The sequence below is a fragment of the Pseudoflavonifractor sp. HNCC25GI2 genome, assembly GCF_058136395.1.
Window position 1 is genome coordinate 364,612 of the sequence record NZ_JBYUOW010000002.1, and the last position, 25,082, is coordinate 389,693.

The 25,082-nt window shown below is 61.4% G+C and carries 41 protein-coding genes; 1 reads left to right on the forward strand and 40 read right to left on the reverse strand.

The window, feature by feature from the left end; genetic code table 11:
- The first annotated feature begins 8 nt into the window (after positions 1-8).
- Complete coding sequence (locus tag AC3YUO_RS04260) at positions 9-1,379, forward strand: aldehyde dehydrogenase (protein WP_489961806.1); 1,371 nt, start codon at positions 9-11, stop codon at positions 1,377-1,379.
- Between the two features lie 45 nt (positions 1,380-1,424).
- Here AC3YUO_RS04260 and AC3YUO_RS04265 read toward each other — a convergent pair whose 3' ends face one another.
- From AC3YUO_RS04265 to AC3YUO_RS04460, 40 genes are all read right to left on the reverse strand, one after another.
- Positions 1,425-2,246 (reverse strand): amidohydrolase family protein, encoded by an 822-nt coding sequence (locus AC3YUO_RS04265; protein WP_489961807.1) that lies wholly within the window; start codon positions 2,244-2,246, stop codon positions 1,425-1,427.
- Positions 2,247-2,249: 3 nt separating this feature from the next.
- Positions 2,250-3,296 (reverse strand): acyltransferase family protein, encoded by a 1,047-nt coding sequence (locus AC3YUO_RS04270; RefSeq protein WP_489961808.1) that lies wholly within the window; start codon positions 3,294-3,296, stop codon positions 2,250-2,252.
- 78 nt (positions 3,297-3,374) lie between these two features.
- On the reverse strand, positions 3,375-3,956 hold the full coding sequence (locus tag AC3YUO_RS04275; RefSeq protein ID WP_489961809.1) for a LysE family transporter: 582 nt from the start codon (positions 3,954-3,956) through the stop codon (positions 3,375-3,377).
- Between the two features lie 173 nt (positions 3,957-4,129).
- Positions 4,130-4,474: a 50S ribosomal protein L17 gene (gene rplQ, locus AC3YUO_RS04280; RefSeq protein WP_489961810.1), complete on the reverse strand. Its 345-nt coding sequence runs from the start codon at positions 4,472-4,474 to the stop codon at positions 4,130-4,132.
- A 317-nt stretch (positions 4,475-4,791) separates the two neighbouring features.
- A complete protein-coding gene (locus tag AC3YUO_RS04285) occupies positions 4,792-5,745 on the reverse strand; it encodes a DNA-directed RNA polymerase subunit alpha (protein WP_489961811.1) in 954 nt (317 codons plus the stop codon).
- Positions 5,746-5,876: 131 nt separating this feature from the next.
- Positions 5,877-6,479: a 30S ribosomal protein S4 gene (gene rpsD, locus AC3YUO_RS04290; RefSeq protein ID WP_118641829.1), complete on the reverse strand. Its 603-nt coding sequence runs from the start codon at positions 6,477-6,479 to the stop codon at positions 5,877-5,879.
- A gap of 20 nt (positions 6,480-6,499) precedes the next feature.
- Complete coding sequence (gene rpsK, locus AC3YUO_RS04295) at positions 6,500-6,901, reverse strand: 30S ribosomal protein S11 (RefSeq protein ID WP_118641830.1); 402 nt, start codon at positions 6,899-6,901, stop codon at positions 6,500-6,502.
- Positions 6,902-6,914: 13 nt separating this feature from the next.
- On the reverse strand, positions 6,915-7,283 hold the full coding sequence (rpsM, locus tag AC3YUO_RS04300; protein WP_118641831.1) for a 30S ribosomal protein S13: 369 nt from the start codon (positions 7,281-7,283) through the stop codon (positions 6,915-6,917).
- Positions 7,284-7,301: 18 nt separating this feature from the next.
- On the reverse strand, positions 7,302-7,415 hold the full coding sequence (gene rpmJ / locus AC3YUO_RS04305) for a 50S ribosomal protein L36 (RefSeq protein ID WP_008982609.1): 114 nt from the start codon (positions 7,413-7,415) through the stop codon (positions 7,302-7,304).
- A 245-nt stretch (positions 7,416-7,660) separates the two neighbouring features.
- On the reverse strand, positions 7,661-7,879 hold the full coding sequence (gene infA, locus AC3YUO_RS04310) for a translation initiation factor IF-1 (RefSeq protein WP_020989775.1): 219 nt from the start codon (positions 7,877-7,879) through the stop codon (positions 7,661-7,663).
- Positions 7,861-8,154 (reverse strand): KOW domain-containing RNA-binding protein, encoded by a 294-nt coding sequence (locus tag AC3YUO_RS04315; protein ID WP_489961812.1) that lies wholly within the window; start codon positions 8,152-8,154, stop codon positions 7,861-7,863. The genes infA and AC3YUO_RS04315 overlap by 19 nt, the downstream gene beginning before the upstream one ends.
- Positions 8,155-8,159: 5 nt before the next feature.
- Entirely contained in the window at positions 8,160-8,918 is a 759-nt protein-coding gene (map, locus tag AC3YUO_RS04320) for a type I methionyl aminopeptidase (RefSeq protein ID WP_489961924.1), read from the reverse strand.
- A 5-nt stretch (positions 8,919-8,923) separates the two neighbouring features.
- Entirely contained in the window at positions 8,924-9,556 is a 633-nt protein-coding gene (locus tag AC3YUO_RS04325; protein ID WP_489961925.1) for an adenylate kinase, read from the reverse strand.
- A 23-nt stretch (positions 9,557-9,579) separates the two neighbouring features.
- A complete protein-coding gene (gene secY / locus AC3YUO_RS04330; RefSeq protein ID WP_489961813.1) occupies positions 9,580-10,962 on the reverse strand; it encodes a preprotein translocase subunit SecY in 1,383 nt (460 codons plus the stop codon).
- A gap of 2 nt (positions 10,963-10,964) precedes the next feature.
- Positions 10,965-11,405, reverse strand: coding sequence for a 50S ribosomal protein L15 (gene rplO, locus AC3YUO_RS04335; RefSeq protein ID WP_118641834.1), 441 nt, complete (start codon positions 11,403-11,405; stop codon positions 10,965-10,967).
- Between the two features lie 16 nt (positions 11,406-11,421).
- Positions 11,422-11,604, reverse strand: coding sequence for a 50S ribosomal protein L30 (rpmD, locus tag AC3YUO_RS04340; protein ID WP_118641835.1), 183 nt, complete (start codon positions 11,602-11,604; stop codon positions 11,422-11,424).
- A 14-nt stretch (positions 11,605-11,618) separates the two neighbouring features.
- A complete protein-coding gene (rpsE, locus tag AC3YUO_RS04345; protein WP_489961814.1) occupies positions 11,619-12,119 on the reverse strand; it encodes a 30S ribosomal protein S5 in 501 nt (166 codons plus the stop codon).
- Positions 12,120-12,137: 18 nt separating this feature from the next.
- Positions 12,138-12,497 carry a 50S ribosomal protein L18 gene (gene rplR / locus AC3YUO_RS04350; protein WP_489961815.1) on the reverse strand — a complete coding sequence of 120 codons (360 nt, stop codon included), beginning with the start codon at positions 12,495-12,497 and terminating at the stop codon, positions 12,138-12,140.
- Between the two features lie 17 nt (positions 12,498-12,514).
- Entirely contained in the window at positions 12,515-13,060 is a 546-nt protein-coding gene (gene rplF, locus AC3YUO_RS04355) for a 50S ribosomal protein L6 (protein WP_489961816.1), read from the reverse strand.
- A 14-nt stretch (positions 13,061-13,074) separates the two neighbouring features.
- Positions 13,075-13,473: a 30S ribosomal protein S8 gene (gene rpsH, locus AC3YUO_RS04360; RefSeq protein WP_118641839.1), complete on the reverse strand. Its 399-nt coding sequence runs from the start codon at positions 13,471-13,473 to the stop codon at positions 13,075-13,077.
- A 737-nt stretch (positions 13,474-14,210) separates the two neighbouring features.
- Entirely contained in the window at positions 14,211-14,396 is a 186-nt protein-coding gene (locus AC3YUO_RS04365; protein WP_118641840.1) for a type Z 30S ribosomal protein S14, read from the reverse strand.
- 14 nt (positions 14,397-14,410) lie between these two features.
- Positions 14,411-14,962: a 50S ribosomal protein L5 gene (rplE, locus tag AC3YUO_RS04370; RefSeq protein WP_489961817.1), complete on the reverse strand. Its 552-nt coding sequence runs from the start codon at positions 14,960-14,962 to the stop codon at positions 14,411-14,413.
- A 20-nt stretch (positions 14,963-14,982) separates the two neighbouring features.
- Positions 14,983-15,300, reverse strand: a complete 318-nt coding sequence (gene rplX / locus AC3YUO_RS04375; protein ID WP_489961818.1) for a 50S ribosomal protein L24 — start codon at positions 15,298-15,300, stop codon at positions 14,983-14,985.
- Between the two features lie 15 nt (positions 15,301-15,315).
- Positions 15,316-15,684 carry a 50S ribosomal protein L14 gene (rplN, locus tag AC3YUO_RS04380; protein ID WP_489961819.1) on the reverse strand — a complete coding sequence of 123 codons (369 nt, stop codon included), beginning with the start codon at positions 15,682-15,684 and terminating at the stop codon, positions 15,316-15,318.
- A gap of 12 nt (positions 15,685-15,696) precedes the next feature.
- Positions 15,697-15,957 (reverse strand): 30S ribosomal protein S17, encoded by a 261-nt coding sequence (gene rpsQ / locus AC3YUO_RS04385; protein WP_118641843.1) that lies wholly within the window; start codon positions 15,955-15,957, stop codon positions 15,697-15,699.
- A gap of 15 nt (positions 15,958-15,972) precedes the next feature.
- On the reverse strand, positions 15,973-16,170 hold the full coding sequence (gene rpmC / locus AC3YUO_RS04390) for a 50S ribosomal protein L29 (protein ID WP_489961820.1): 198 nt from the start codon (positions 16,168-16,170) through the stop codon (positions 15,973-15,975).
- On the reverse strand, positions 16,170-16,601 hold the full coding sequence (gene rplP / locus AC3YUO_RS04395) for a 50S ribosomal protein L16 (RefSeq protein WP_489961821.1): 432 nt from the start codon (positions 16,599-16,601) through the stop codon (positions 16,170-16,172). The genes rpmC and rplP overlap by 1 nt, the downstream gene beginning before the upstream one ends.
- Entirely contained in the window at positions 16,601-17,431 is an 831-nt protein-coding gene (gene rpsC / locus AC3YUO_RS04400) for a 30S ribosomal protein S3 (RefSeq protein ID WP_118641846.1), read from the reverse strand. Before rpsC ends, rplP begins: the two co-directional genes overlap by 1 nt.
- A 15-nt stretch (positions 17,432-17,446) precedes the next feature.
- The gene (rplV, locus tag AC3YUO_RS04405; RefSeq protein ID WP_489961822.1) at positions 17,447-17,779 is read right to left on the reverse strand and encodes a 50S ribosomal protein L22; all 333 of its coding nucleotides are present in this window, start codon (positions 17,777-17,779) and stop codon (positions 17,447-17,449) included.
- 14 nt (positions 17,780-17,793) lie between these two features.
- Complete coding sequence (gene rpsS / locus AC3YUO_RS04410; protein ID WP_118641848.1) at positions 17,794-18,066, reverse strand: 30S ribosomal protein S19; 273 nt, start codon at positions 18,064-18,066, stop codon at positions 17,794-17,796.
- A gap of 14 nt (positions 18,067-18,080) precedes the next feature.
- Positions 18,081-18,914: a 50S ribosomal protein L2 gene (gene rplB, locus AC3YUO_RS04415; RefSeq protein ID WP_489961823.1), complete on the reverse strand. Its 834-nt coding sequence runs from the start codon at positions 18,912-18,914 to the stop codon at positions 18,081-18,083.
- Between the two features lie 15 nt (positions 18,915-18,929).
- Positions 18,930-19,229, reverse strand: coding sequence for a 50S ribosomal protein L23 (gene rplW, locus AC3YUO_RS04420; protein ID WP_489961824.1), 300 nt, complete (start codon positions 19,227-19,229; stop codon positions 18,930-18,932).
- A complete protein-coding gene (gene rplD / locus AC3YUO_RS04425) occupies positions 19,229-19,849 on the reverse strand; it encodes a 50S ribosomal protein L4 (RefSeq protein ID WP_489961825.1) in 621 nt (206 codons plus the stop codon). Before rplD ends, rplW begins: the two co-directional genes overlap by 1 nt.
- 19 nt (positions 19,850-19,868) lie before the next feature.
- Positions 19,869-20,597, reverse strand: coding sequence for a 50S ribosomal protein L3 (gene rplC / locus AC3YUO_RS04430; RefSeq protein ID WP_489961826.1), 729 nt, complete (start codon positions 20,595-20,597; stop codon positions 19,869-19,871).
- A gap of 420 nt (positions 20,598-21,017) precedes the next feature.
- Positions 21,018-21,332 carry a 30S ribosomal protein S10 gene (gene rpsJ / locus AC3YUO_RS04435; protein WP_489961827.1) on the reverse strand — a complete coding sequence of 105 codons (315 nt, stop codon included), beginning with the start codon at positions 21,330-21,332 and terminating at the stop codon, positions 21,018-21,020.
- Between the two features lie 463 nt (positions 21,333-21,795).
- Positions 21,796-22,542 (reverse strand): hypothetical protein, encoded by a 747-nt coding sequence (locus AC3YUO_RS04440; protein ID WP_489961828.1) that lies wholly within the window; start codon positions 22,540-22,542, stop codon positions 21,796-21,798.
- Positions 22,539-23,339 carry a permease prefix domain 1-containing protein gene (locus AC3YUO_RS04445; RefSeq protein ID WP_489961829.1) on the reverse strand — a complete coding sequence of 267 codons (801 nt, stop codon included), beginning with the start codon at positions 23,337-23,339 and terminating at the stop codon, positions 22,539-22,541. The genes AC3YUO_RS04440 and AC3YUO_RS04445 overlap by 4 nt, the downstream gene beginning before the upstream one ends.
- Entirely contained in the window at positions 23,324-24,073 is a 750-nt protein-coding gene (locus AC3YUO_RS04450) for a hypothetical protein (protein WP_489961830.1), read from the reverse strand. The genes AC3YUO_RS04445 and AC3YUO_RS04450 overlap by 16 nt, the downstream gene beginning before the upstream one ends.
- Complete coding sequence (locus AC3YUO_RS04455; RefSeq protein WP_489961831.1) at positions 24,070-24,864, reverse strand: permease prefix domain 1-containing protein; 795 nt, start codon at positions 24,862-24,864, stop codon at positions 24,070-24,072. The genes AC3YUO_RS04450 and AC3YUO_RS04455 overlap by 4 nt, the downstream gene beginning before the upstream one ends.
- Positions 24,852-25,028 (reverse strand): hypothetical protein, encoded by a 177-nt coding sequence (locus AC3YUO_RS04460; protein WP_489961832.1) that lies wholly within the window; start codon positions 25,026-25,028, stop codon positions 24,852-24,854. The genes AC3YUO_RS04455 and AC3YUO_RS04460 overlap by 13 nt, the downstream gene beginning before the upstream one ends.
- Positions 25,029-25,082: the final 54 nt, after the last annotated feature.

Genomic DNA, 25,082 nt, shown 5'->3' on the forward strand with positions numbered 1-25,082 from the left:
AGACTCCCATGGATATTCAAGCCCTCGTTTCCGCCCAGCGCGCCTATTTCCGCACCGGCGCCACTCTGGACCTGGCCTTCCGGCAACAGGCCCTGGACACCCTGGAGGATGCCCTCCGGGCCCGGGAGGACGCCCTGCTGGACGCCCTCAAAGCGGATTTGGGCAAGTCGGCGGGGGAGGGCTATCTCTGCGAGGTGGGCCTCACCCGCTCGGAGCTGTCCTATGTGAAAAAGCACTTCCGCCGCTGGGCCAAGGCCAAGCGGGTGGCCACCCCCATGTCCCTCTTTCCGGGCAAAAGCTTCACCCTGCCCCGGCCCTACGGGGTGTCCCTCATCATGGCCCCCTGGAACTACCCCATCCTTCTCTCCCTGGAGCCTCTCATCGGGGCCATTGCCGCGGGCAACTGCTGCATTCTGAAGCCCTCAGCCTACGCCCCCGCCGCCTCGTCAGCCCTCCGGGAACTGGTGGAGGCCTGCTTCCCCCCGGAGTACGTCTCCGTGGTGGAGGGAGGCCGTGCGGAGAACCAGGCCCTGCTGGAGCAGCACTTCGACTATATCTTCTTCACCGGCGGGGTGGAGGTGGGCAAGCTGGTGATGGAGAAGGCGGCCAAACACCTCACCCCCGTCACCCTGGAGCTGGGGGGCAAGAGCCCCTGCGTGGTGGACGCCACCGCCCGGCTGGACCTGGCCGCCCGGCGGATTGTCTTCGGCAAGCTTTTAAACTGCGGCCAGACCTGCGTGGCCCCGGACTACCTGCTCATCGACCGGCGGGTGAAGGACGCCTTCCTGGAGCGGGCGGAGCACTGGGTCCACCGCCTCTACGGCAAAAACGCCCTGGACAACCAGGGCTACGTCCACATGATCAACGAAAAGCACTTCCACCGGGTGTGCTCCCTCATTGACCCGGACAAGGTGGTCTTTGGGGGCGGCTGGAATGAGGACACCCTGCGCATCCAGCCCACCATTCTGGACAACGTGAGCCCGGAGAATCCGGTGATGCAGGAGGAAATCTTTGGCCCCGTCTTGCCCGTTATCCCCTTTGACCGCCTGGAGGAGGCGGGGGACTTCATTCTGGACCGCCCCCGGCCCCTGGCCCTCTACCTCTTCTCCCAGGACAGGGCCGTCCGGCGCCGCTTCGTGGAGCGGGTGCCCTTCGGCGGCGGCTGCATCAACGACACCATTCTCCACCTCACCAATCCCCGCCTGCCCTTTGGCGGGGTGGGGAACAGCGGCATGGGCCGCTACCACGGCAAATACAGCTTTGACACCTTCTCCCACGTGAAGGGAGTGCTCCAGTCCTCCTCCCGGGTGGACCTGCCGGTGCGCTACCCGCCCTACACCCCGGAGAAGATGAAGCTGGCCCGCCGCTTTTTGAAGTAACAAAACGGAGTTTCCCCATTTCCCGGGGAAACTCCGTTTTTCTCTTTATAAGCCAAGACCGTACATCCGGTTGGCGTTGTGGAAGAACACCTTCTCCCAGTGCTTCTCAGGCACCAGGCCTTTCACAAAGTCGATGTACTCCCCCAGGTTCACAATGGGCCAGTCGGTGCCGTAGAGGATGTCATCCCACTGCCCGATGGCGGTGAGCCAGGTGCGCAGCAGCCCCGCGTACCCCGCCTGCTCCCGGAAGTAGGTCTCCACATCCACCCTACCCTCCAGCAGGCCGGACAGGTCAGCGGCCACGTTGGGATTTTTCTCCACCACCGCCGCCGCGCTCTCCAGAAAGGGATTTCCGAAGTGGCACATGACAAACCGGGTGTGCCGGTGGTCGGCGGCGGTCTCATCCAGCACCAGGGGGTGGCTGTACTTCAGATGGGCCCGGGGAAAGGCGGTGAGCCCCATGTGGACGGCCACCGGCTTGTCGTACCGGGCGGCCAGCTGGTAGATGGGCTCATACATGGGGTCGGACAGCCAGATGCGGTTGTAGCCGGGGTAGAGCTTCACCCCGCAGCAGTTCTCCCGCTTCAGGTGCTCCTCCACCCGGTCGGGCAGGTCGGGAATCTGCCGCTTGCCTCCCTCCAGCAGGGAGCTGTCCAGCCCCACGCAGTAGTGAAACAGGTCCCGGGGGTAGTCGTGGTAGTCCGTCTCCAGACTGTGGTTACCCATCACCACCCCGTGGACCATGTTCAGCTTCCCGTACACCTGCCGAAGGTGCTCCGTGCTGTTCTCGTGGCCCACCTTTTGGGCCATCTCATCTGTGCGTGGGGAGGAGGGAAACAGGTGCAGATGGGCGTCAATGATCTTCATGCTTTAACTCCTCTTTGCTTTCAGCCCCCGCCGCCACTGGGACAGCTCATAGATACCCAGCGCCGCCAGGGTGGACAGGACGGAAACCAGTGGAAAGAGGGTCACCCGATGCTGGTACAGCCATACAAAGGCCTCCACCTGATCCCGCCACTCCAAAATGACACCGTAGATGGGGACATGGAGCACATAGATGAAAAAGGTCAGCTCCCGGCCGCAGAAGCAGGCGGTGCGCCGCAGCAGGGGGCTTTCAACGCCCGGACTGGCCAGGGCGATGGCCATAAGGATCAGGGCCAGCAGGGTGGTGCCCAGCAGCACATCCACGACCTCCACCTGGGAGAACTCCACCAGCGCAAGCCCCACGCACAGCACGGCCCCCACCCACAGGGGCTTTACAGGCAGGCTCTGGATGCGCGCCCGGTGCCGGGCCATGAATGCCCCCAGAGCGAAGAAGGGGAATCCATCCAGCCAGGCGTTGCGCACCAGCTTGCTGTCCCAGGCCGTCCCGCCGGTGAGCACCTGCCACTCCACGTGGTACATGTGGAAGACCAGCAGGGCCACCGCCACCAGGGCCAGCAGGTTGTAGGGCAGGGACTTGCCCAGCTTTTTCGCCACCCAGGCCAGCACCATCCACAGCAGGTATACCACAAACTGGGAGGCCAGGTACCACATGGGCCAGGAGTAGGGGAGGGGGAGGAGCTGATAGAGCACAATCTCCTTGAGAAAGAAGGGGTCCATCCGCCCCAGGAGATAGGCGGACACGGTCGTCCCCTGGCGCACCGCCAGCACACAGCCGAAGATCAGCAGCCCCACCGAGGTAAGCAGCAGCAGCCGTCCGGTTTTGACCGCGCTGCGGGCCAGGGCGGCGGGGGATTTTTCATAGGAGAAGTAGCCGGCGGTGAGGAAAAACAGCACCACCGAAAACTTGGCCAGGGCGCACAGGGCCAAGCCGAACCGCCCCGGCAGTGGAACGTGGGCCACCACCACGGCGTAGATGGAAATACACTTAAAGAGGTCCAGCTTGTCGTTGTGGCCCCCTCCGCTCTTTGACATGGTTTTTTCTCCTCTCCCGATTGTTCGTTCGGGAGTTATTATACCAAAGTTCCGTCCGAAAAAAAAGCCTCTTCCCGGTTAGCCCAGGAAGAGGGAAATAGCGCAGTAGACCAGCAGCAGGGCCATCACGGTGTTGACCGCCCGGGCGTGGCGGGAGAAGAGACGGCGGAACAGTGCCCCGAATGCGGACCAGCACAGGGTGAACACAAAGCCGATGGTGGAGAGCAGCAGCGCAAACGCCAGCAAAATCAGGGGCTGGCCGTGGTAAACGGGCAGGATGTAGGCCTCCATGGACAAAATGCAGTAGATGTAGATTTTGGGGTTGATGAACTGAAGGAGCAGCCCCGACCGGAAGCCCTCCCGGGAGTGGTCCTCCTCAATGTCCCCGGAGCCCCGGAAGGTCCCCCAGGCCAGATAGAGCATGTAGGCCGCCCCGGCGATGAGCATGGGCAGCTTGATTTTGGGAATCAGAGTGGCGAGGCCGGAGCAGAAGGCGGTGCACAGCACCATCACCACTGAAAATCCCACCCAGATGCCCAGGTTAAAGGGCAAGGCGCCCCGGAAGCCCAACCGGCTTCCGTTGGACATGGACATGATATTGTTGGGGCCCGGCGTGGCGGCGGTGATAACTGCGTAGACCAGAAAGGATAGCCAATTCATCTCCTTACCCCCTCTGAATTTTTTGCACATCTCATTGTGCCGTGGATTAACCCGTCTGTCAAGCGCTGATGCAGACAGGTTTACAGGTCTCGCGGGCCCCCTTCTGCCCGCCGCGGCGACGCAAAAAAAGTCCCGTCCAAAATGGACGGGACTTTTCGTTATCCTGTGATGGATTACACCAGCTGGATGATGGCCATCTCAGCAGCGTCGCCGCGGCGGGGGCCAATGCGGACAATGCGGGTGTAGCCGCCGTTACGGTCGGCATACTTGGGACCAATCTCCTTGAAGAGCTTGTTGGTCACATCCTCCTTGGTGATGAAACCAAGGGCCTGACGGTAAGAAGCCAGGGTGTTGTCCTTAGCCAGAGTAATCATCTTCTCGGCCACGGGAGCGACTTCCTTGGCGCGGGTGACAGTGGTCTTGATCTGGCCGTTCTCCAGCAGGTAGGTAACCATGGCACGGAGCATAGCCTTACGCTGATCGCTGGTGCGGCCCAGCTTACGGTTCTTCAGAGACATGAGAAACACTCCTTCGACCTCGCGTGGCGAGATCTGATAAAATTCGTTCATTGGGTTCCCTGTGGAACCCGGGACACCCTTTCGGGACGGCCGACGGCCGCACGGGAAGCGGAACGTTACATACCTTCCACGCTGCCCCTCAGAAGCGCTTCCGCCTTTTCAGGGATTCGGCGCTTCGCATTATCACGCTGCGGATTGGGCGCACGGCCGGGTCGACAACTTCTCCGACTACGGGCAAACCCAATCCCGCTGTGCGGGCTCTGGGCTTTGCCCATTCGCTCCGAAGTCTGTCTCCCCTGTGCGCCTATCCTTCGCGCTTAGTTGTTATTGTCGTCGCTGGCCAGGGACAGGCCCATCATAGCCAGCTTATTGATGACCTCTTCCAGGGACTTGCGGCCCAGGTTCCGGACCTTCATCATCTCTTCCTCGGTCTTGGAAATCAGGTCCTCCACCGTGTTGATGTTGGCCCGCTTCAGACAGTTGTAAGAGCGGACGGACAGGTCCATGTCGTCGATGGTCATCTCCATCACCTTGTCGCGCTGAGTCTCAGCCTTCTCGACCACGGTGGACTTGTTGCCCATGGTCTCGCTGAGGTCGGTGAACAGGGTGAAGTGGTCGCAGAGGATGCGGGCGCCCAGGGACACCGCGTCGCGGGCGTCGATGGTGCCGTTGGTCCACACCTCCAGGGTCAGCTTGTCATAGTCAGTGGCGTCACCCACACGGGTGTTCTCCACGGTGTAGTTGACCTTGCGCACGGGGGTGTAGATGGAGTCCACGGGGATCAGGCCGATGATGGACTGGGCGGGCTTGTTCTTGTCCGCGGAGACATAGCCCCGGCCGTGGGACAGGGTCAGCTCCATGGACAGGGTGGCGTCCGGGCCCAGGGTGGCGATGTGGAGGTCGGGATTGAGGATCTCCACGTCGGCGTCCGCCTTGATGTCGCCGGCGGTGACCTTGCACTCGCCCGCGGCCTCGATGTGGACGGTCTTCACGCCATCGCAGTACAGCTTGGCGATGATGCCCTTGACATTCAGGACGATCTCCGTGACGTCCTCCTTGACGCCGGGGATGGTGGTAAACTCATGCTGGACACCGGCGATCTTGATGGAGGTCACCGCGGTGCCAGGCAGAGAGGACAGCAGAATCCGGCGCAGGGAGTTGCCCAGAGTGGTGCCGTAGCCTCGCTCAAGGGGCTCCACCACGTACTTGCCGTAGGAGGTGTCGCCGGGATTCTCTACACATTCGATACGGGGCTTTTCAATTTCTACCATATGCTAGGATACCCTCCTTATCTCGGCGGCGTCTTCAGGCCGCCTCATTCAGCTCACCAATATCTGAGGGTTGTCTAAGTGGATGCCGCCGGGCCGCTCCGGCCTGAGCCGAAGCGGCAGGCGGACAGAGATTACTTAGAATACAGCTCGACGATGAGGTGCTCTTCCACGGGGAAGTCGATGTCGTCCCGGGTGGGCATGGCAACGACGGTGCCCTGGAGGGTATTCTTGTTGCGGTCCAGCCACTTGGGCACGTTGACCACGGGGGCATCCTCGCCCAGCAGCCGCTTAAACTTCACAGAGGAGCGGCTCTTCTCCCGGACCTCGATGACGTCACCGGCCTTGACCAGGTAGGAGGGGATGTCCACCCGCTGGCCGTTGACGGTGAAGTGACCGTGGGTGGTCAGCTGACGGGCCTCGCGGCGGGTCTGAGCAAAGCCCAGGCGATACACCACGTTGTCCAGACGGCGCTCGATGAGGGTCAGCAGGTTCTCACCGGTCTTGCCCTGCATGCGGGAAGCCTTCTCATAGTACATATGGAACTGCTTCTCCATGATGCCGTAGACAAACTTGACCTTCTGCTTCTCGGTCAGCTGCATAGCGTACTCAGACTGCTTCTTGCGCATCTGGCCCTTGGGGTTACGATTGGTAGTCTTCTTGGCATAGCCCATGGCGGCAGGGGACAGGTTGAGAGCCTTGCACCGCTTGGCAATGGGCTGCATATTTCTGGCCATGTGTCAAAACCTCCTTCTAATCAGACGCGGCGGCGCTTCGGGGGACGGCAGCCGTTGTGGGGAACGGGAGTCACGTCCTTGATCAGGGTGACCTCCAGGCCCACGGCCTGCAGTGCCCGGATAGCAGCCTCACGGCCGGCGCCGGGGCCCTTCACGAAGACCTCAACGGTCTTCAGGCCATACTCCATCGCGGCCTTGGCAGCCGTCTCGGCGGCAGTCTGAGCGGCGAAGGGGGTGGACTTACGGGAACCACGGAAGCCCAGGCCGCCGGAGGAGGCCCAGGACAGGGCGTTGCCCTGCGCGTCGGTGACGGTGACCATGGTGTTGTTGAAGGAAGAGCGGATATGCACCTGGCCCTTCTCTACGTTCTTACGCTCGCGGCGCTTACGCACCACTTTCTTACCCTTGGTATTCGCAGCCATGTGTTATCCCTCCTTACTTCTTCTTGTTGGCGACGGTACGCTTGGGACCCTTGCGGGTACGGGCGTTGGTCTTGGACCGCTGACCGCGGACGGGCAGACCCTTGCGGTGACGGATGCCGCGGTAGCAGCCAATCTCGGTCAGGCGCTTGATGTCCATCGCCACGTTACGGCGCAGGTCGCCCTCTACGGTGTACTCATGGGCAATAACCTCGCGCAGCTTGGCCTCATCGTCCTCGGTGAGGTCCTTCACGCGGGTGTCGGGGTTAATCCCGGCCTTGGCCAGGATCTTGTTGGCGCTGGTGCGCCCAATGCCGTAGATATAAGTGAGGCCGATTTCGATTCTCTTCTCTCTCGGCAGGTCAATACCGGCAATACGAGCCATTTTTTACAGCACCTCCAATTAACCTTGTCTCTGCTTATGCTTGGGGTTTTCGCAAATTACCATGACTTTGCCCTTGCGCTTAATGACTTTGCACTTCTCGCACATGGGCTTCACGGACGGTCTGACTTTCATTGTTAAAACCTCCTGATGAATGCCTTTATGGCCCCTCGTCGTCGCGGGCTCCATATCCCTCGCCTCCCCTACACGGGGAAGGCTCGCTCATTCCGCCGCTCCTCCTCTCCAAATGCGACCCGCTACGCTGGGCTCGCATTTGGGAGCGGCCTTGCGGCCGCTTGTCCCCGCGGGGGGACGGGAGTCTGGTCGGACCCCGGAAGGCAAGGCTTCCGGAGAAAGCCGGACGATTCGGTCGTTGATAGTTACTTAGAACGCCAGGTAATACGGCCTCGGGTGAGGTCGTAGGGTGACATTTGAACGGTCACCTTGTCTCCGGGCAGGATGCGGATGAAGTTCATACGCAGTTTGCCGGAGATATGTGCCAGGATGATATGGCCGTTTCCGATATCCACATGGAATGTGGTGTTGGGAAGGGATTCGGTGACGACTCCCTCCAACTCGATCATATCGTCTTTCGCCAAGCGTGATTCCCTCCTTGAAAGGCGGCCAGCGCCCGTCTCAGTTCCCGGTCAGACACCGGTTTTCCTTCTTTCAGCTTTCCGATGGCCGGATGGTCAAATTCGGCCCGGTCCAGGGGCCGGACGTGGCCCAGCTTTTTCCGCTTGGGGTGGGAGACCTTCCGCCGCTTGCCGTCGGCCAGCAGCAGCCGTTCTCCCTCCACGCCCACCACGCAGAATACTCCGCCCTTGTCCCGTCCGGCATCTGCCAGGACGATCCAGCCGGTGTAATCATACATGGATTTCACTCTCCGGTGACGGTGAGAATTTCCGGCTCACCGTCGGTGATCAGGATACTGTTTTCATAGTGGGCGGTGAGCGAGCCGTCCAGGGACACGGTGGTCCACTTGTCGGCCAGTACCTTCACCTGCCAGTCTCCGGCGCACACCATAGGCTCCACCGCCAGGGTCATGCCCGGCAGCAGCCGGGGGCCGTGGCCTGCGGGGCCGAAGTTGCGCACCTCGGGGGGCTCGTGGAGCTTGGCGCCCACGCCGTGACCCACGAAGTCGCGGACCACAGAGAAGCCGTTTTGTTCCACATACGCCTGCACAGCGTGACCGATATCGGAGACGCGGCAGCCCTCTCTGGCATACTTGATGCCCTCCCAGAAGCTCTGCTCGGTGACCTTGATGAGGCGCATGGCCTCGTCGCTCACCTGTCCGCAGGGGTAGGTGCCGGCGCAGTCGCCGTGGAAGCCGCCGATGTAGGCGCCCACGTCCACGCTGACGATGTCCCCCTCCTTCAGCTTCCGGGGACCGGGGATGCCGTGGATGACCTGCTCGTTGATGGAGATGCAGGCCGATCCGGGAAAGCCGGCGTAGCCCAGGAACGAGGGCTTGGCGCCATGGCTTTCAATAAACCGACGCACCGCCGTATCGATTTCGTGGGTGGTGACGCCGGGTCGAATCATGGAGGCGGCCAGGGCACGGGCCTGGGCGGTAATCCGTCCGGCCCGGCGCATAGCCTCAATCTCCCGGGGCGATTTCAGTGAGATAAGTTCCATTGCCATCAAATCCCCAGGGCCTCCACAATCACTTGGGTGGTCGCCTCAATGGTGGGCTGATTGTCCACCGGGACGAGCACGCCCTTCTTCTCATAGTAGCCCTTCAGGGGCTCGGTCTCGGCATGATAGACCTCCAGGCGGTGGTGGACGGTCTCAGCCTTGTCGTCGTCCCGCTGCATGAGGGGGCCGCCGCAGGCGTCGCACACGCCCTCCTGCTTGGGGGGCTTGGCCTTCACGTGGTAGGGAGCTCCGCACTTGGAGCACACCCGCCGGCCGGACATACGCTGCTCAATCTCCTCATCGGAGATTTCGATGGACAGCACATGGTCAAAGGAGACACCGTGCTGGTCCAGGGCCTCGGCCTGGGGGAGGGTGCGGGGCACCCCGTCCAGGATAAAGCCTTCGGCGCAGTCGGGCTGGCTCAGCCGCTGGGCCACAATGTCGATGATAATAGAGTCGGGGACCAGCTTGCCGGCGTCCATATAGGACTTGGCCTGCAGGCCAATCTCGGTACCCTCTTGAATGGCAGCGCGCAGAATGTTGCCGGTTGAGATGGTCGGGATGCCCAGCTTGGCGCTGAGGATCTCAGCCTGAGTGCCTTTGCCGGCGCCGGGGGCGCCCAGCAGGATCAGCTTCATTCCCATGACAACCTACTCCCTTCTCACTCCAGGAAGCCCTTGTAGTGCCGCATCAGCATCTGGGCCTCCATCTGCTTGACGGTCTCCAGAGCGACGCCTACCACGATGATGATGGAGGTGCCGCCGATAGCCAGAGAGCTGTACCCCACGATGTTGCCGGTGATGATGGGCGCGATGGCGACCACGGAGAGGTACAGAGCACCGAACATGGTGATCTTGGACAGAACCTTGGTGATGAAGTCGGCGGTGGGCTTGCCGGGACGGAAGCCGGGGATAAAGCCGCCGTTCTTCTTCAGGTTGTTGGACACCTCAATGGGGTTGAACTGCATGGTGGCGTAGAAATAGCTGAAGCCCACAATGAGGAGGAAATAGAGCACGCTGTAGAAGGGCTTGGTGGTGTCGAACAGCCGCATCATGCCGCCGCCGAAGCCCTCGCTCTTAACCGTCCAGCCGGCGAAGGCGCCGATGGTAGCGGGCAGGGAGGCGATGGACTGGGCAAAGATGATGGGCATAACGCCGGACATGTTCACCTTCATGGGGATGTGGGTGGACTGGCCACCGTACATCTTGCGGCCCACAACGCGCTTGGCGTACTGCACGGGCAGACGGCGCTCAGCGTTGGAGATGAAGACGATGAACACCACCAGGACCAGAAGGCCGATGATGATCAGGGGAATCATCCAGGGGGCCAGGGCCTTGTTCAGGTAGGCCGCAGCCTGGTCGGCGGTGTAGCCGGCCTCAGTGAGGGTCTCGGTGGTAACGGTACCCTTCTGCACCTGGTTCCACAGGGTCACGCCGCTGATGCAGTCGCTGACCATGCGGGGGAACCGGGAGACGATACCGGCGAACAGCAGAATGGAGATGCCGTTGCCGATGCCGAACTCGGTGATCTGCTCGCCCAGCCACATCAGGAAGGCAGAGCCGGCGGTGAAGGAGAGGACGATGACGATGCCCACCCAGATGGCATTCATGCTGCCGGTCTCAACAAGGCCGTAGCTCTTGATGAGGGAGTAGTAGCCGAAGCCCTGGAGCAGGGCGATGGCCACGGTGGTGTACCGGGTGATAGAGGCAATCTTCTTGCGGCCTTCCTCGCCGCCCTCCTTGGCCAGCCGCTCCAGAGCGGGGATGGCCACGGTGAGCAGCTGGATGATAATGGAGCTGTTGATATAGGGCTGAATGCTCAGGGCAAACAGGGTAGCCATGGAGAAGGCGGAGCCGCTCATGGCATTCATCAGCCCCAGGATGGTGCCACTCTGGAGGGCGAGGTGCTGCTCCAGTGCGGCGGAATCGATATAGGGGACGGGGATGGCGGAACCCAGGCGGAAGATGAGCAGCGCGAAGACGGTAAAGAGCATCTTCTTGCGCAGCTCAGGCACAGCCCAAGCGTTGCGGATTGTCTGAATCATACTCAGACCACCTCCACCTTACCACCTGCAGCTTCGATCTTTTCCTTAGCGGAGGCGGAGAAGGCGGAAGCCTGGACGGTCAGCTTCTTGGAGATGCTGCCGTTGCCCAGAATTTTAACGCCGTACTGGCACTTGGACAGGATGCCCTTCTCCAGCAGGGCCTGGGCGTTGACAACAGCGCCATCCTCGAACTTGTCGAGAGCGGAGACGTTCACAGCCTCCAGGGGCTTGGCAAAAATGTTGTGGAAGCCCCGCTTGGGGATGCGGCGGGCCAGAGGCATCTGGCCGCCCTCAAAGCCCACGCGCACGCCGCCGCCAGAGCGGGCCCACTGGCCCTTGTGGCCGCGACCGGCGGTCTTGCCGTTGCCGGAACCGGCGCCGCGGCCCTTGCGGTAAGCCTTGGTGTTGGAGCCGGCGGCGGGGGAGAGTTCATGCAGATTCATTGTCTCGCGCCTCCTTTTAGTTTTCCTCGGTAACCTGGAGCAGGTAGCCGATGTGGGCGATCTTGCCGCGGGTAGCCTCGTTGTCGGGCTGCACGGTGGTGTCGCCAATCTTACGGAGGCCCAGGGCCTCGGCGGTCGCCTTGTGCTTGGCAATGCGGCCGTTCAGGCTCTTGACCAGCTTAATGTTCAGATTCGCCATTGTGAATGACCTCCTTAACCCACGATCTCGTCCACGCTCTTGCCGCGGGTACGGGCCACTTCCTCGGGGCTGCGCAGGGACTTCAGGCCCTCGAAGGTAGCGGAGACCACGTTCTGCGGATTGTTGGAGCGCAGGCACTTGGTACGGATGTCCTTGATGCCGATGGCTTCCATCACGGCACGGACGGGGCCGCCGGCGATAACGCCGGTACCGGGAGCAGCGGGCTTCATCAGCACGCGGCCGGCGCCGAACTCGCCGATCACCTCGTGGGGGATGGTGGTGCCGGACAGGGACACGGTGATCATGTTCTTCTTGGCGTCCTCGATGCCCTTGCGGATCGCCTCAGGCACCTCGGCGGCCTTGCCCAGGCCGAAGCCCACGCGGCCCTTCTCGTCGCCGACCACCATCAGGGCGGAGAACTTGGCCACACGGCCGCCCTTGACGGTCTTGGATACACGGTTCAGGAACACCAGCTTCTCAACGAACTCGCTGGGCTCTCTCTCAAATCTAGCCATTATCTGTTTCCTCCTCCCTTAGAACTGCAGGCCGCCCTCACGGGCGCCCTCGGCCAGAGCCTTCACGCGGCCGTGATAGACATAGCCGCCGCGGTCGAAGACCACGGTCTCAATGCCCTTGGCCTTGGCGCGCTCGGCAACCAGCTGGCCAACCTGCTTGGCGGCGTCGGTCTTGGTGCCGTCGCAGGAGAAGTCCTTCTCCAGGGAAGAAGCGGAGACCAGGGTCTTGCCGGCCACATCGTCGATGATCTGGGCATAGATGTTGGTCTCGCTGCGGAACACGTTCAGGCGGGGACGCTCGGGCGTGCCGGAAATCTTGGCGCGCACGCGCTTATGGCGCTTAAGCCGCTGGGAACGGGTATCGGGTCTGTTGATCATAGTGGCACACCTCCTTCTTACTTCTTGGCGCCGGTCTTACCAGCCTTGCGGCGGATGACCTCGTCGGTGTATTTGATGCCCTTGCCCTTATAAGGCTCGGGGGGACGCTTCTCTCTCACTTCGGCGGCAAACTGGCCCACCTGCTGCTTGTCGCAGCCGTGGATGATGATCTTGTTGGGGCCGGGCACCTCGATGGTGATGCCGGGGACCTCCTCCATGGTGACCTGGTGGGAGAAGCCCAGGTTCATGACCAGCTTGTTGCCTTCCTTGGCCACACGGTAGCCAACGCCGTTGACGTCCAGCTCCTTCTTAAAGCCCTCGGTCACGCCCAGAACCATGTTGTGGATCAGGGTGCGGGTCAGGCCGTGAAGAGCACGGTTCTCCTTGGCGTCGTTGGGACGGGTGACATGCAGCACGTTCTCCTCAACGGCGATGGCCATGTTGGGGTTGAACTGCTGGGTCAGGGTACCCTTGGGGCCCTTGACGGTGACAACGTTGTTGTCCTCTACCTTAATCTCCACTCCGGCGGGAATGGCGATAGGAGCTCTACCAATTCTAGACATTCCTATAACCCTCCTTACCAGACAAATGCCAGGACTTCGCCGCCGACATGGGCCTGACGGGCCTTCTTGTCGGTCATGACGCCCTTGGAAGTGGAAACGATGGCGATACCCAGGCCGCGCAGGACCTTGGGCAGCTCCTCAGCGCCGGCGTACACACGCAGACCGGGCTTGGAGACGCGGCGCAGACCGGAGATGACCTTCTCCTTGCCGGGGCCGTACTTCAGAGTGATGCGGATAACGCCCTGAGTACCATCGTCGATGAGCTGGAAGTTCTTGATATAGCCCTCATCCAGCAGGATCTGCGCGATGGACTTCTTCATGTTGGACGCGGGGACGTCCACGGTGTCATGCTTGGCGTTGTTCGCGTTGCGGATACGAGTGAGCATATCCGCAATGGGATCGGTGATTTGCATGAGTCTTACCTCCTATTCAGATTACCGGTTTTCAGGCCGGTACAGACGGCAAGGTATCGGGGGTAGGCGTTCCCCGACCTGTTAACCGCCTTTGCGCCTGGTTGGGGCAGGCGCGGAATCTATATCAAAACCGCCCGTTCAGGACGGATTTGACCGGATAGGGCCCTTTTTTGTTCTCCTTTTGAAGACCGCCGGACGGGACGCCTTTTCGCGCCGGTCTCCGGTCACTGGCCTTCGGGACAAACAGGGCAAATCCCCGCAGCCGTGGTTTTTTCTCAAAACCCCGGTTCCGGGTGCGCACTCCCGACTGCGTTGGGAGTTTCTTAAATTGTGCCTGGCGGCGCAATCGACTAATTATACCCCATATTTTTAAGGTTTACAAGAGTTTTTTGCTCCGCACACACGAAAGCGTGGAAAGATTATTCCGGGAAGGAGCCTTTCGGCCCCTCCCCGGGGAACATCTTATCCAATTTTTCCCGGCTGCCCGGCAGGGGAGAGGAGCGGTCACACCCCGTGCACGGGGCGGCGTTCCAGGGTCCTGAACCGCTGGGCAGGGATTGATGAAGAACGTTTCGTCAGGCGAGGGGGCGCGGCGACGGCGTACTTTGTGTACCCGGCCGGCACCCAGCCTCAAGGAAACGATCTTGGTGAGGAAAATGTTCCTGGGCGATGTGCGGGCCGCGCCGCCGTACTTTGTGTACGGCAAGCGGACCTCACGAAGCACAGGGGCATTTCACTTACCAAGAAGCCTTCTTCACGCCGGGGATCTGTCCCTTATAGGCCAGCTCACGGAAGCAGATACGGCAGATGCCGTAGTCCCGGAGGTAGGCGTGGGGACGGCCGCACAGCTTGCAGCGGTTGTACTGGCGGCTGGAGAACTTGGGAGCGCGCTGCTGCTTCAGAATCATAGATTTCTTAGCCATTGTTCTTCCTCCTATCAGCGGCCGGCGAAGGGAGCGCCGATGAGCGTCAGCAGCTCACGGGCCTCCTCATCGGTCTGGGCGGTGGTGCACATCACGATGTCCATGCCGCGGATCTTGTCGATCTTGTCGTACTCGATCTCGGGGAAGATCAGCTGCTCCTTGACACCCAGGGCATAGTTGCCGCGGCCGTCGAAGGCGTCGGCGGAGATGCCGCGGAAGTCACGGACGCGGGGCAGGGCCACGTTGAACAGGCGGTCCAGGAACTCCCACATCTTGTTGCCGCGCAGGGTAACCTTAGCGCCGATGGGCATGCCCTCACGGAGCTTAAAGTTAGCCACGGACTTCTTGGCCTTGGTGATGACGGCCTTCTGACCGGTGATAGTGGTCAGGTCGTTGACGACGGCGTCCAGCACCTTGGCGTTCTCGCGGGCCTCGCTGCAGCCCACGTTGACCACGATCTTCTCCAGGCGGGGAATCTGCATGGTGGACTTGTAGCCGAACTTCTGCATCAGAGCAGGAGCGACCTCGTCCTGATACTTCTTCTTCAGGTTGGGCGTGTTAGCCATTTGGAATCACTCCTCCTCTCTCAGATTTCAGCGCCGCACTTCTTGCAGACGCGGACCTTCTTGCCGTCGGCCAGCAGCTTGTGGGCGGCACGGGTGGGCTTGTTGCACTTGGGGCAGACGCGCTGCACCTTGCAGGCGTAGATGGGGGCTTCCTTCTGGAGGATGCCGCCCTGGTCGCCCTGCTTGCGGGGCTTGGTGTGGCGGGAGACCACGTTGACCTTCTCCACGACCACCTTGCCGTCCTTGGGCATGACTTCCAGGACCTTGCCCTGCTTGCCCTTGTCCTTACCGGACAGGACGACAACCAGGTCGTCCTTGCGAATGCTCATTTTATTCATCTCACTCGACCTCCCTTACAGCACTTCGGGAGCCAGGGACAGGATCTTCATATAGTCCTTGTCACGCAGCTCGCGGGCCACTGGGCCAAAGATACGGGTGCCGCGGGGGTTCTTGTCCTCCTTGATGAGGACGGCGGCGTTGTCGTCAAACCGGACGTAGGAGCCGTCGGCACGACGCACGCCACGGCTGGTGCGGACGATAACGGCCTTCACGACCTCGCCCTTCTTCACGGTGCCGCCGGGCTGAGCCTTGCGGACGGAAGCCACGATGACGTCGCCGATGTTGCCGAACTTGCGCTTGGAGCCGCCCAGCACACGAATGGTCTTAATCTCCTTGGCGCCGGTGTTGTCGGCAACCTTCAGATAGCTTTCCTGCTGAATCATACCGACACCTCCTTACTTCGCCTTCTCGATGATCTCAACCACGCGCCAACGCTTATCCTTGGACAGGGGGCGGGTCTCCATGACCTTGACGCGGTCACCGATGCCGCACTGGTTGTTCTCATCGTGAGCCTTCAGCTTATAGGTTCTCTTGACAATCTTCTTATACAGAGGATGGGCCACGCGGTCGGCGATGGCGACCACAACGGTCTTATCCATCTTGTCCGAAACCACCAGGCCGACTCTGGTCTTACGGGAAGAAGTTCTGTTTTCCATCTTCTATTCCTCCTCTTAGCGGCCGGCGAGCTGCTGCTCGCGGATGATGGTCTTAACCCGGGCGATATCCTTCTTGACCTGGGCGATCCGGATGGGGTTATCCAGCTGGTTGGTGGCGTGCTGGAGGCGGAGGTTGAACAGGTCCTTCTTCAGGTCCTGCAGCTTGGTCTCCAGCTCGGCGCTGGACATCTTGCGGACTTCATTGGCCTTCATTACGCTTCACCACCCTTCTCGGTTTCCTCACGCTTAACGATCTTGCACTTGACAGGCAGCTTGTGGCTGGCCAGGCGCAGAGCCTCGCGGGCGACCTCTTCGGAGACGCCAGCGATCTCGAACATCACGCGGCCGGGCTTGACCACGGCCACCCAGTACTCGGGGGAGCCCTTACCGGAACCCATGCGGGTCTCAGCGGGCTTCTCGGTAACGGGCTTATCGGGGAAGATCTTGATCCACACCTTACCGCCACGCTTGGTGTAACGAGTCATGGCGATACGGGCGGCCTCAATCTGGTTGCTGGTGATCCAGCTGGGCTCGGTGGCCTGCAGGCCGAACTCACCGTAGGTAACGGTGTTGCCGCGGCTGGCCTTGCCCTTCATGCGTCCGCGGTGAACGCGGCGATACTTAACGCGCTTAGGCAGCAGCATTACTGAGCGCCTCCTTCCTTAGGAGTATTGGCCTGACCGGCGGGGCGGGGGCCACGGTTGTTGTTGAAACCACCCTGACGGCGGTCACGGTTGAAGCCGCCCTGGCGGCGGTCGCCGTCCCGACGGTCACGACGGGGACGCTCGCGGCGCTCCTGGTAGGGCTTGCTGGTGTCCAGGGTGCGGGGGGTGGTGCGCAGGGCCTGAGTCAGGACCTCGCCCTTGTAGATCCACACCTTGATGCCGATGCGGCCGTAGGTGGTGGCAGCCTCAGCAAAGCCGTAGTCGATGTCGGCGCGGAGGGTCTGCAGGGGGATGGTGCCGTCGTGATAGTGCTCGGTGCGGGCAATCTCGGCGCCGCCCAGACGGCCGGCGCAGGAGATCTTGATGCCCTTGGCACCGGCGCGCATGGCCCGGCCCATGGAGTTCTTCATGGCGCGGCGGAAGCCAATGCGCTTCTCCAGCTGCTGGGCGATGTTCTCGGCCACCAGCTGAGCGTTGGTATCGATGTCGCGGACCTCAACGATCTTCAGGTCCACGGGCTTGCCGACCATCTTGACCAGCTGAGCCTCGATCTTCTTGATGTCCTCGCCGCCCTTGCCGATGACCACACCGGGACGGGCGCAGTGGAGGTAAATGCGGACCTTGGCGTTGTCCCGCTCGATCTCGATCTTGGGGATGCCGGCGCCGTAGAGGGTCTTCTTCAGGTAGTCACGGATCTTCTTGTCCTCCACCAGCAGATCGCCCACCAGCTCGTTGCGGGCGTACCAGCGGGAGTCCCAATCCTTAATCACACCCACGCGCAGGCCGTGGGGATTCACTTTCTGTCCCATATTGTTCCTCCTCCCTTAGCGCTCGCTCACGACGATGGTGACGTGAGAGGTACGCTTGTTGATGCGGTACGCACGGCCCTGGGCCCGGGGCATGATGCGCTTGATGATGGGGCCGGGGTTGGCGTAGCAGGCGCTGACGTACAGCTTCTCAGGGTCCATCTGGTGGTTGTTCTCGGCGTTAGCGGCGGCGCTCTTCAGCAGCTTGAGCACGGGCTCAGAGGCTGCCTTGGGGGTCTGCAGCAGAATGGCGGTGGCGGTGGCCACGTCCTTGCCCCGGATGAGGTCCAGGACGATCTTCACCTTACGGGGAGAGATCCGCAGATATTTCAGATTAGCAACAGCTTCCATGTTCTCTCTCCTCCTTACTTACCGGTCTTGCTGCCCGCGTGACCCTTGAAGGTGCGGGTGGGGACGAACTCGCCCAGTTTGTGGCCGACCATATCCTCGGTGACATAGACGGGCACGTGCTTGCGGCCGTCGTGGACGGCAAAGGTGTGTCCCACGAAGGAGGGGAAGATGGTGGAGGCGCGGCTCCAGGTCTTCAGCACCTTCTTCTCGTTCTTAGCGTTCATTTCATCGACCCGCTTCAGCAGCTCAGGGGCGCAAAAGGGGCCTTTCTTAATGCTTCTGCTCATCTTTCACTGCCTCCTTACTTGCTGTTACGACGCTTGACAATGAACTTGTCAGTGCGGTTCTTCGTCTTGCGGGTCTTGTAGCCCAGGGCGGGCTTGCCCCAGGGGGTGACAGGGCCGGGACGGCCGACAGGGCTCTTGCCTTCGCCGCCGCCGTGGGGGTGGTCATTGGGGTTCATGACGGAGCCGCGGACGGTGGGCCGCCAACCCATGTGGCGCTTGCGGCCGGCCTTACCAATCTGGATGTTGGCCCAGTCGGTGTTGCCGACCTGGCCGATGGTGGCCTTGCAGTTCTCGCGGACGTAGCGGACCTCGCCGGAGGGCAGACGGACCTGAGCCATGCCGTTCTCCTTGGCCATCAGCTGGGCGGCCACGCCGGCGGCGCGAACCAGCTGAGCGCCCTTGCCGGGGTAGAGCTCGATGTTGTGAATCATTTCACCAACGGGAATGTTGGCGATGGGCAGGCAGTTGCCGGGCAGAATGTCGGCATCGGGGCCGGTCATGATGATGTGGCCAGCCTTCAGGCCGTTGGGGGCCAGGATATAGCGGCGCTCGCCGTCCTCATACTCGATGAGGGCGATGTTGGCGGAACGGTTGGGGTCGTACTGGAGGTTAATCACGGTAGCCTTGCCGTTCTTGTCCCGCTTGAAGTCGATGATGCGGTACTTCTGCTTGTTGCCGCCGCCGTGGTGGCGGACGGTGATGCGGCCATAGCTGTTGCGGCCAGCGTGCTTCTTCAGCACCTCAGTGAGGGCGCGCTCGGGCTTGGCGTTCTTGTCGATCCCCTCGAAGGCGGACACAGTCATGTGACGGCGGGAGGGGGTAGTGGGCTTAAAAGTCTTAATAGCCATTTCTCAATCTCCTCCTTACACCATACCCTCGAAGAACTCGATGGACTTGGAATCGGCGGTCAGGGTGACCATGGCCTTCTTCCAGTTGGCGCGGCGGCCAGCGGGCCGGGCGCCCATGCGCTTCATCTTGCCCTGCATGTTCAGGGTGTTGACCTTGGCGACCTTGACGCCGAAGATCTCCTCAACCGCCTTGGCGATCTCGATCTTGTTGGCGGTCTTGGCGACCTCGAAGGTGTAGCGCTTCATCTCAGTCTGCTCCATGGACTGCTCAGTGATGATGGGGCGCTTGATGATGTCATAAGCCTTGGTAGCCATTACGCGTACACCTCCTCGATGATAGCCAGGGCAGCCTTGTCAATGACCAGCTGCTTGGCGTTGACGATGTCGTAGACGCTGAGGATCTTGGCGGTGGTGGTGACCACGCCGGGGATGTTGCGGGCGGACTTGACCACGATGTCGTCCACCTCGGGGGTGATGACCACGGACTTGGTGGCGCCCACAGCGTTCAGCAGGCCCTTCATGGTCTTGGTCTTAATCTCGTCCAGCTTCAGACCGTCCACCACGATAACGGCGCCCTCGGCAGCCTTGGCGGACAGAGCGGACTTCAGAGCCAGACGCTTCACCTTCTTGTTGAGGGTGTAGCTGTAATCGCGGGGCTTGGGAGCGAACACGATACCACCGTGAGTCCACTGGGGAGCGCGGGTGGAACCCTGACGGGCGTGGCCGGTGCCCTTCTGGCGCCAGGGCTTCTTGCCGCCGCCGGAAACCTCGGCGCGGGTCAGAGCGCTCTGGGTGCCCTGACGGCAGTTGGCCAGGTGATTCTTGACCACCTCGTGGACCACAGCCTGGTTGGGCTCGATACCGAAAACAGCCTCGGAGAGCTCGATCTCACCGACCTGCTGGCCGGCCATGTTAAACACATTTGCTTTTGCCATGATTTACACTCTCCTTTCCTTACTTGTTGCGGGCGGAAGCCTTCTGCGGGTTGACACGGGCAGAGGCCTTCTGCGGGTTGAGGCTGATACCGGCAGCGCCCTTCTTCTCGGCGTTGTGCTTGACGGTGTTCTTCACGAAGACGATGCCGCCCTTGGGGCCGGGGATAGCGCCGCGCACGGCGATGAGGCCCAGCTCGGCGTCCACCTTGACCACGTCCAGGTTCAGAACAGTGACCTGCTCGTTACCCATCTGGCCGGCGCCGATCTTACCCTTGAAGATGCGGCTGGGGTCGGTGCCGGAGCCCATGGAGCCCGCGTGGCGGTGAACAGGGCCGGTACCGTGGGTTTCCTTCAGGCGGGCGGCGCCGTGGCGCTTCACAACGCCCTGGTAGCCGTGGCCCTTGCTGATGCCGGTGACGTCAACGAAGTCGCCCTCGGCGAAGAGGTCGGCCTTCACCTGGTCGCCCACTTCAAACTTGGAGCAGTCCTCCAGAGCGAACTCCTTCAGGACCTTCTTGAACTCCTCCAGACCAGCCTTCTTCTGGTGACCCAGCTCAGGCTTGGTGAGCTTGCGCTCAGGAACGGTCTCGTAGCCCAGCTGAATGGCGTTGTAGCCATCCTTCTCGGCGGTCTTCTTCTGCACCACGGTGCAGGGGCCGGCCTCAATCAGGGTGACAGGCACCACATGGCCGGCTTCATCGAAGATCTGGGTCATGCCGATCTTTTTGCCGATGATCGCTTTCTGCATTTGGATTTCCTCCTACTTCAAAGGTTATTGGTCGGAGTAGTTGACGGAAGGGCCCCGTTGGGCTGGGCCCTGTCACGCCTCACCTGCTCACAACGCACGGCTTCCCTTCGACTCGGGACACAAACATCCGGGCTTTGGCCCTTCTTGGTTTGTATCCCTCGCTCCGGTCCATCCGTGCTGCTCGCAACGGCTCGGTCGCTTCGTCATTGCTACGACGACTTGACCCGTCCGCCTCAATGACGCGGCGGACTGCGGTACTGATGAAATCAGGTGAGATTGGCTGTCCTCACGCTTCGCCTGTTCGCGACGCGCGGCTTCCCTTCGACTCGGGACACAAACATCCGGGCTTTCAGCCCTCCTTGGTTTGTATCCCTCGCTCCGGTCCATCCGCGCTGCTCACGACGGCTCAGACGCTGGTTTTTACAGCTTAATCTCGATCTCCACGCCAGCGGGAAGTTCCAGGCTCATCAGGGCCTCGACGGTCTTGGGGGAGGGCTTGACCACGTCGATGAGGCGCTTGTGAGTGCGGCGCTCAAACTGCTCGCGGGAATCCTTGTACTTGTGGGTCGCGCGCAGGATGGTGACGACTTCCTTCTTGGTGGGCAGGGGGATGGGGCCGGAGACGGAAGCGCCGGTGCGCTTGGCGGTCTCCACAATCTTCTCCGCGCTCTGGTCGATGAGCTGGTGGTCATAGGCCTTCAGGCGGATGCGGATCATTTCTTTCTGAGCTGCCATTGGGATTTCCTCCTTAAATACATACGAAAGTTGACTTTGTCCAGCCTTCGTACGGTGAGAGCATTTCGTGTGTCCACGCTTTCGTGCGTATCACTCCTGGCCACGAAAAAACCGGCGCATAGACAGGCCGGTTTCCTCCCTGCCGGGCGATATACGCCGTGGCACGGATCTCTCAGCCGCCCGATTTTACGGACATACTCCGCGGAAGTTACCGGTTTTCACCGCAATCTCCCGCATCATCGCAGACTGCGCCCTTACAGGCGCTCTGATATTCTACAACACAGTCCCGTGTGTGTCAAGAATTTTTTCGAAAAATTTTTACACGTTTTTTACAGGCCTCGGGTTAGGGAATTTGGGCACAATCCCTTGTGGCCCAGGCTTTTGCCTTCCACAAGCCCCACAAGCAGGGAAGGAGGGCAGAGGCCCGGCCCCTGCCCTCTACCTTATATATAATGAGCGATTCTCACAGCGGCTCAGGGATGGTGCCCTCCCGCTCCAGCAGCGGTTCGCCTGCGCTATCATAGAGTTTCAGGGTGTAATCCACTCTCCGATACCATGCGGCGTTAAAGACATCCTCTGTCTGTTCCACAGGGGCCAGCCAAATGCCGTTTCCCAGGTCGAACAAAGGGGCAACCTGGTGAAACTCCCCATCTTCCCATTCTGTAATCTTCAGCTCCATTTCGCCGCAGGCCGCCTCCTCGGGCACCCCTATCAGCAGAAGCGGGATTGCAGTACTGTAAAAACTATCCTCCTGTCCCTCCTGTACCACACCCATCCAGGACACAAAATTGGGATGGAGAGGGACGGGGGTGGGGCCGTCTTCCCGCTCATAGCACCGCAACTCATCGAAAGGATGGTCAGTCCGGTTGGCGTAGCCCACCAGCACCTGGTCATCCGTCACCCCGACCATCATGGGGCGGACAAAGATGTGCCTGCTTCCATCCTGGGCCTGCACCTCCAGATTCTTGCCCAAAGACAGCACCAGCTCCGACCGCTCCTCCAGGCTGGCCCGCTCCAGCCGACGAAACTCCATCTCCGCCGTGGGCAGGGGATAGCCCGCCAGCCCCCACAGCCATGCTCCGGCCACCGCAATGATCACCAGATTGAGGGCCAGTCTTTTTCCTCGGCTCAGCCGCCAAAGCCGTGGAAGCCGGTCTATCCGAGCCTTCCACTTGCTTTGCTCCCACCGGGTCTGCAATTTCTCTCTCATTCCATCACCACCCGTTCCAGCTGTCCCGCGTCCAGGGTAAAGCTGCCCTTTCCAAAGTCAAACTCCAGACAGACTGATTCGCCCTCCGGCCACTCCAGATCTCCATAGGCTACATAGGTGTCGTGGAACAGCCCCCACTCCGCCCGCCGGAGGCCGCACAGCGTCTGATTTATCCCCAGCTCCCAGTTGGCGTTCATTTTTCCGCCGTCCATCTCCCAGGCCCATCCCTCCGGGCCGGTCATGGTAAGGGCAGACTTGAGGCTCCCATCGTTGATCCGCTCCCAGAACCGTGGGGTGGACACCCGAAAGGCTACCTGCACGCCATTCATGTAGGGGCTGTCCTCGGGGTACTCCACATAGGCAGCCCCTACAATCTGGAAGGTGTAGCCGCCCAACTGGATTTTCTCTCCCTCCGTCTGGCCGTACACCGTACTGAATTGGCCCCAGAGGGGATACCCGGCGGACTGAAAGTAGTCGTTTTTCAGCACGTTGATGGCCACAAGGACCAGCACCAGTGCCGCGGCCGCCCACTTGCTGGCCCGCCATAGGTACCCCAGCCAGGGCTTGTGGAGCCGTGCCAGCTCTTTGCCGATCTCCGCCGCATCGCCCATCTCCTCCACGGCCCGTGCCTCCGCCTCCTCTGGGGAAATGTCCGGAAAAATCCGCTGGAAATCCGCCGTCTTGTCCTCCAGGTGGGCCGCCAGCTCTTCCCGCACTGCCTTCCGGTCCGGTCCAAAGCGGATACCGCCCACCGCTGTGTTCAGCCACTGCTGCATCCTGTTCAGTTTCCGGTCCACGGCGCTCCCCCCTGTTCGGTTGTGGCCAGCTGGGCCCGGCCCAGCTCCTGGCCCGCCCGGTCATAGAAGACCGCTTCCATATGGCAGTCCACCGCCCGCCGGTTCTGCTCCGCCCAATAGAGATCCCACTCATAGGCGTAGCTCAAAATCAGGCTCTCCATCTCCTGATTCTCCCACTGCTCCTCTTCCGCGGCCACATGGAACACCGCGGCTCCGTCCTCCAGCAGCTGCCCCTGGGCGGAGTAGCTCTTTTCCCACCGCTCCGTCAGCGTCGAGCCTCCGGGCTGTTCCGGCTGGCTGTCAATGGTCCAGCCATCGGCATTTCTCCGGTACCAGCAGCGGACCGTCAGCTCCAGCTGGGCGGAGGCGGTTCCCTCCGGCACATCTGCCGCCGCCACCCAGACCTCGCCCATGTCCACCCGTCTCTCAGGCACCGGGACCAGCGTGGTCCCCTCCTCCGCCCGGGGCCAGTACTCCAGGTCGGTCCCGCCGTCCCGCCAGACAATCAGCTGGTCCTGACAGGAGGCCACAACCCATCGGTCATAGCGGGTGTCAACAACCCCCTGAACATCCGAGGGCCCCGCCCAGTTGGCCTGCTCCGCCATCCGGAACCGGCCCCGCACCGTGGGCGCGGAAAAGCCCGTCAGCCCCCACACCAACACGCCCAGGAGGAGCAGCAGAATCAGGTTGCGGGCCAGCTTTGCCCCGTGGGGCAGCTCTTTTTTCCGTTTCATGCCTCCGCCTCCTCCGTCAAATCTACCCGCAGGGAAAAGCTCCGGCCCAGACAGTCGTAGTTCAGCTCAATCCACCGGGCCTCCGGGTCAATGCCGCTTATCCGCAGCAAATAGGTCTGGTGAAAAGGGCCCCAGCCGTCCCGCCGCACGGAGATGTAGCCCTGCGCCGACCAGCGGTCCATCCGGGTCCACTCATACTGGCTGGAATAATAGCCGCCCAGATCGTCCCGGGCGGAAACCAAGTCAAACTGTCCGCCGCCCTTTCGCCAGAAGCGGAGATCCTCCACCCGCAGGGCCACTTCAAGTTCCTTCTCCTCCTCGTAGGTCCAGACCACCGCCTGGGGGACCGTAATGGTGCAGCCCTCCACCGTCACTTCTTCCTCCACCGGAGCCAGAAATACCGCGCCATCCTGCTCGGTCCGCCGGTCGCTTTCTCCGTCGTACCAGCCGCCCAGGCCGTAGCCATTGATGAGCGTATTGGCTCCCACAACGGTCATCACCAGAAGCAGGAGGGCCAGGGCCCCCTGGCTGGCCCGCCACAACCAGCCCAGCCAGGGCCGGTGGATTTTTGCCAGGGCGGAGCGAAGCTCCTCCGCGTCGCCCATCTCTCCAATGGCCCGGGCCTCCGCCTCCTCCGCGGTCATATCCGGAAAAAACCGCTGAAGGTCCGCTGCCTTGTCCTCCAGGTGAGCCTCCAGCTCCTCCCGCACCGCCCGGCGGTCATAGCCGAAGCGGATGCCGCCCACCGCGGTATCCAGCCAGCTCTCCCAGTTTTGTCTCAAGTTGTCCACCGGCGTTCCTCCTCTCTATCCCTCTCCAACCCCAGCTTTACCCAGGCATTAAAAGGAGCGGCAAAATCTTCTGGAACGTTTTTCTCTTCCAGCCAACACGCCGCCTTCCCTGCACTCTCCTTGTGGTTCCATACCGGTGCCAAAGAAATAAAATGCAGTTTCACAGAACATTTTTGTTTCTTTCCCCCTTCGGGGACGCCGCTTCTTTCTGCCAACGC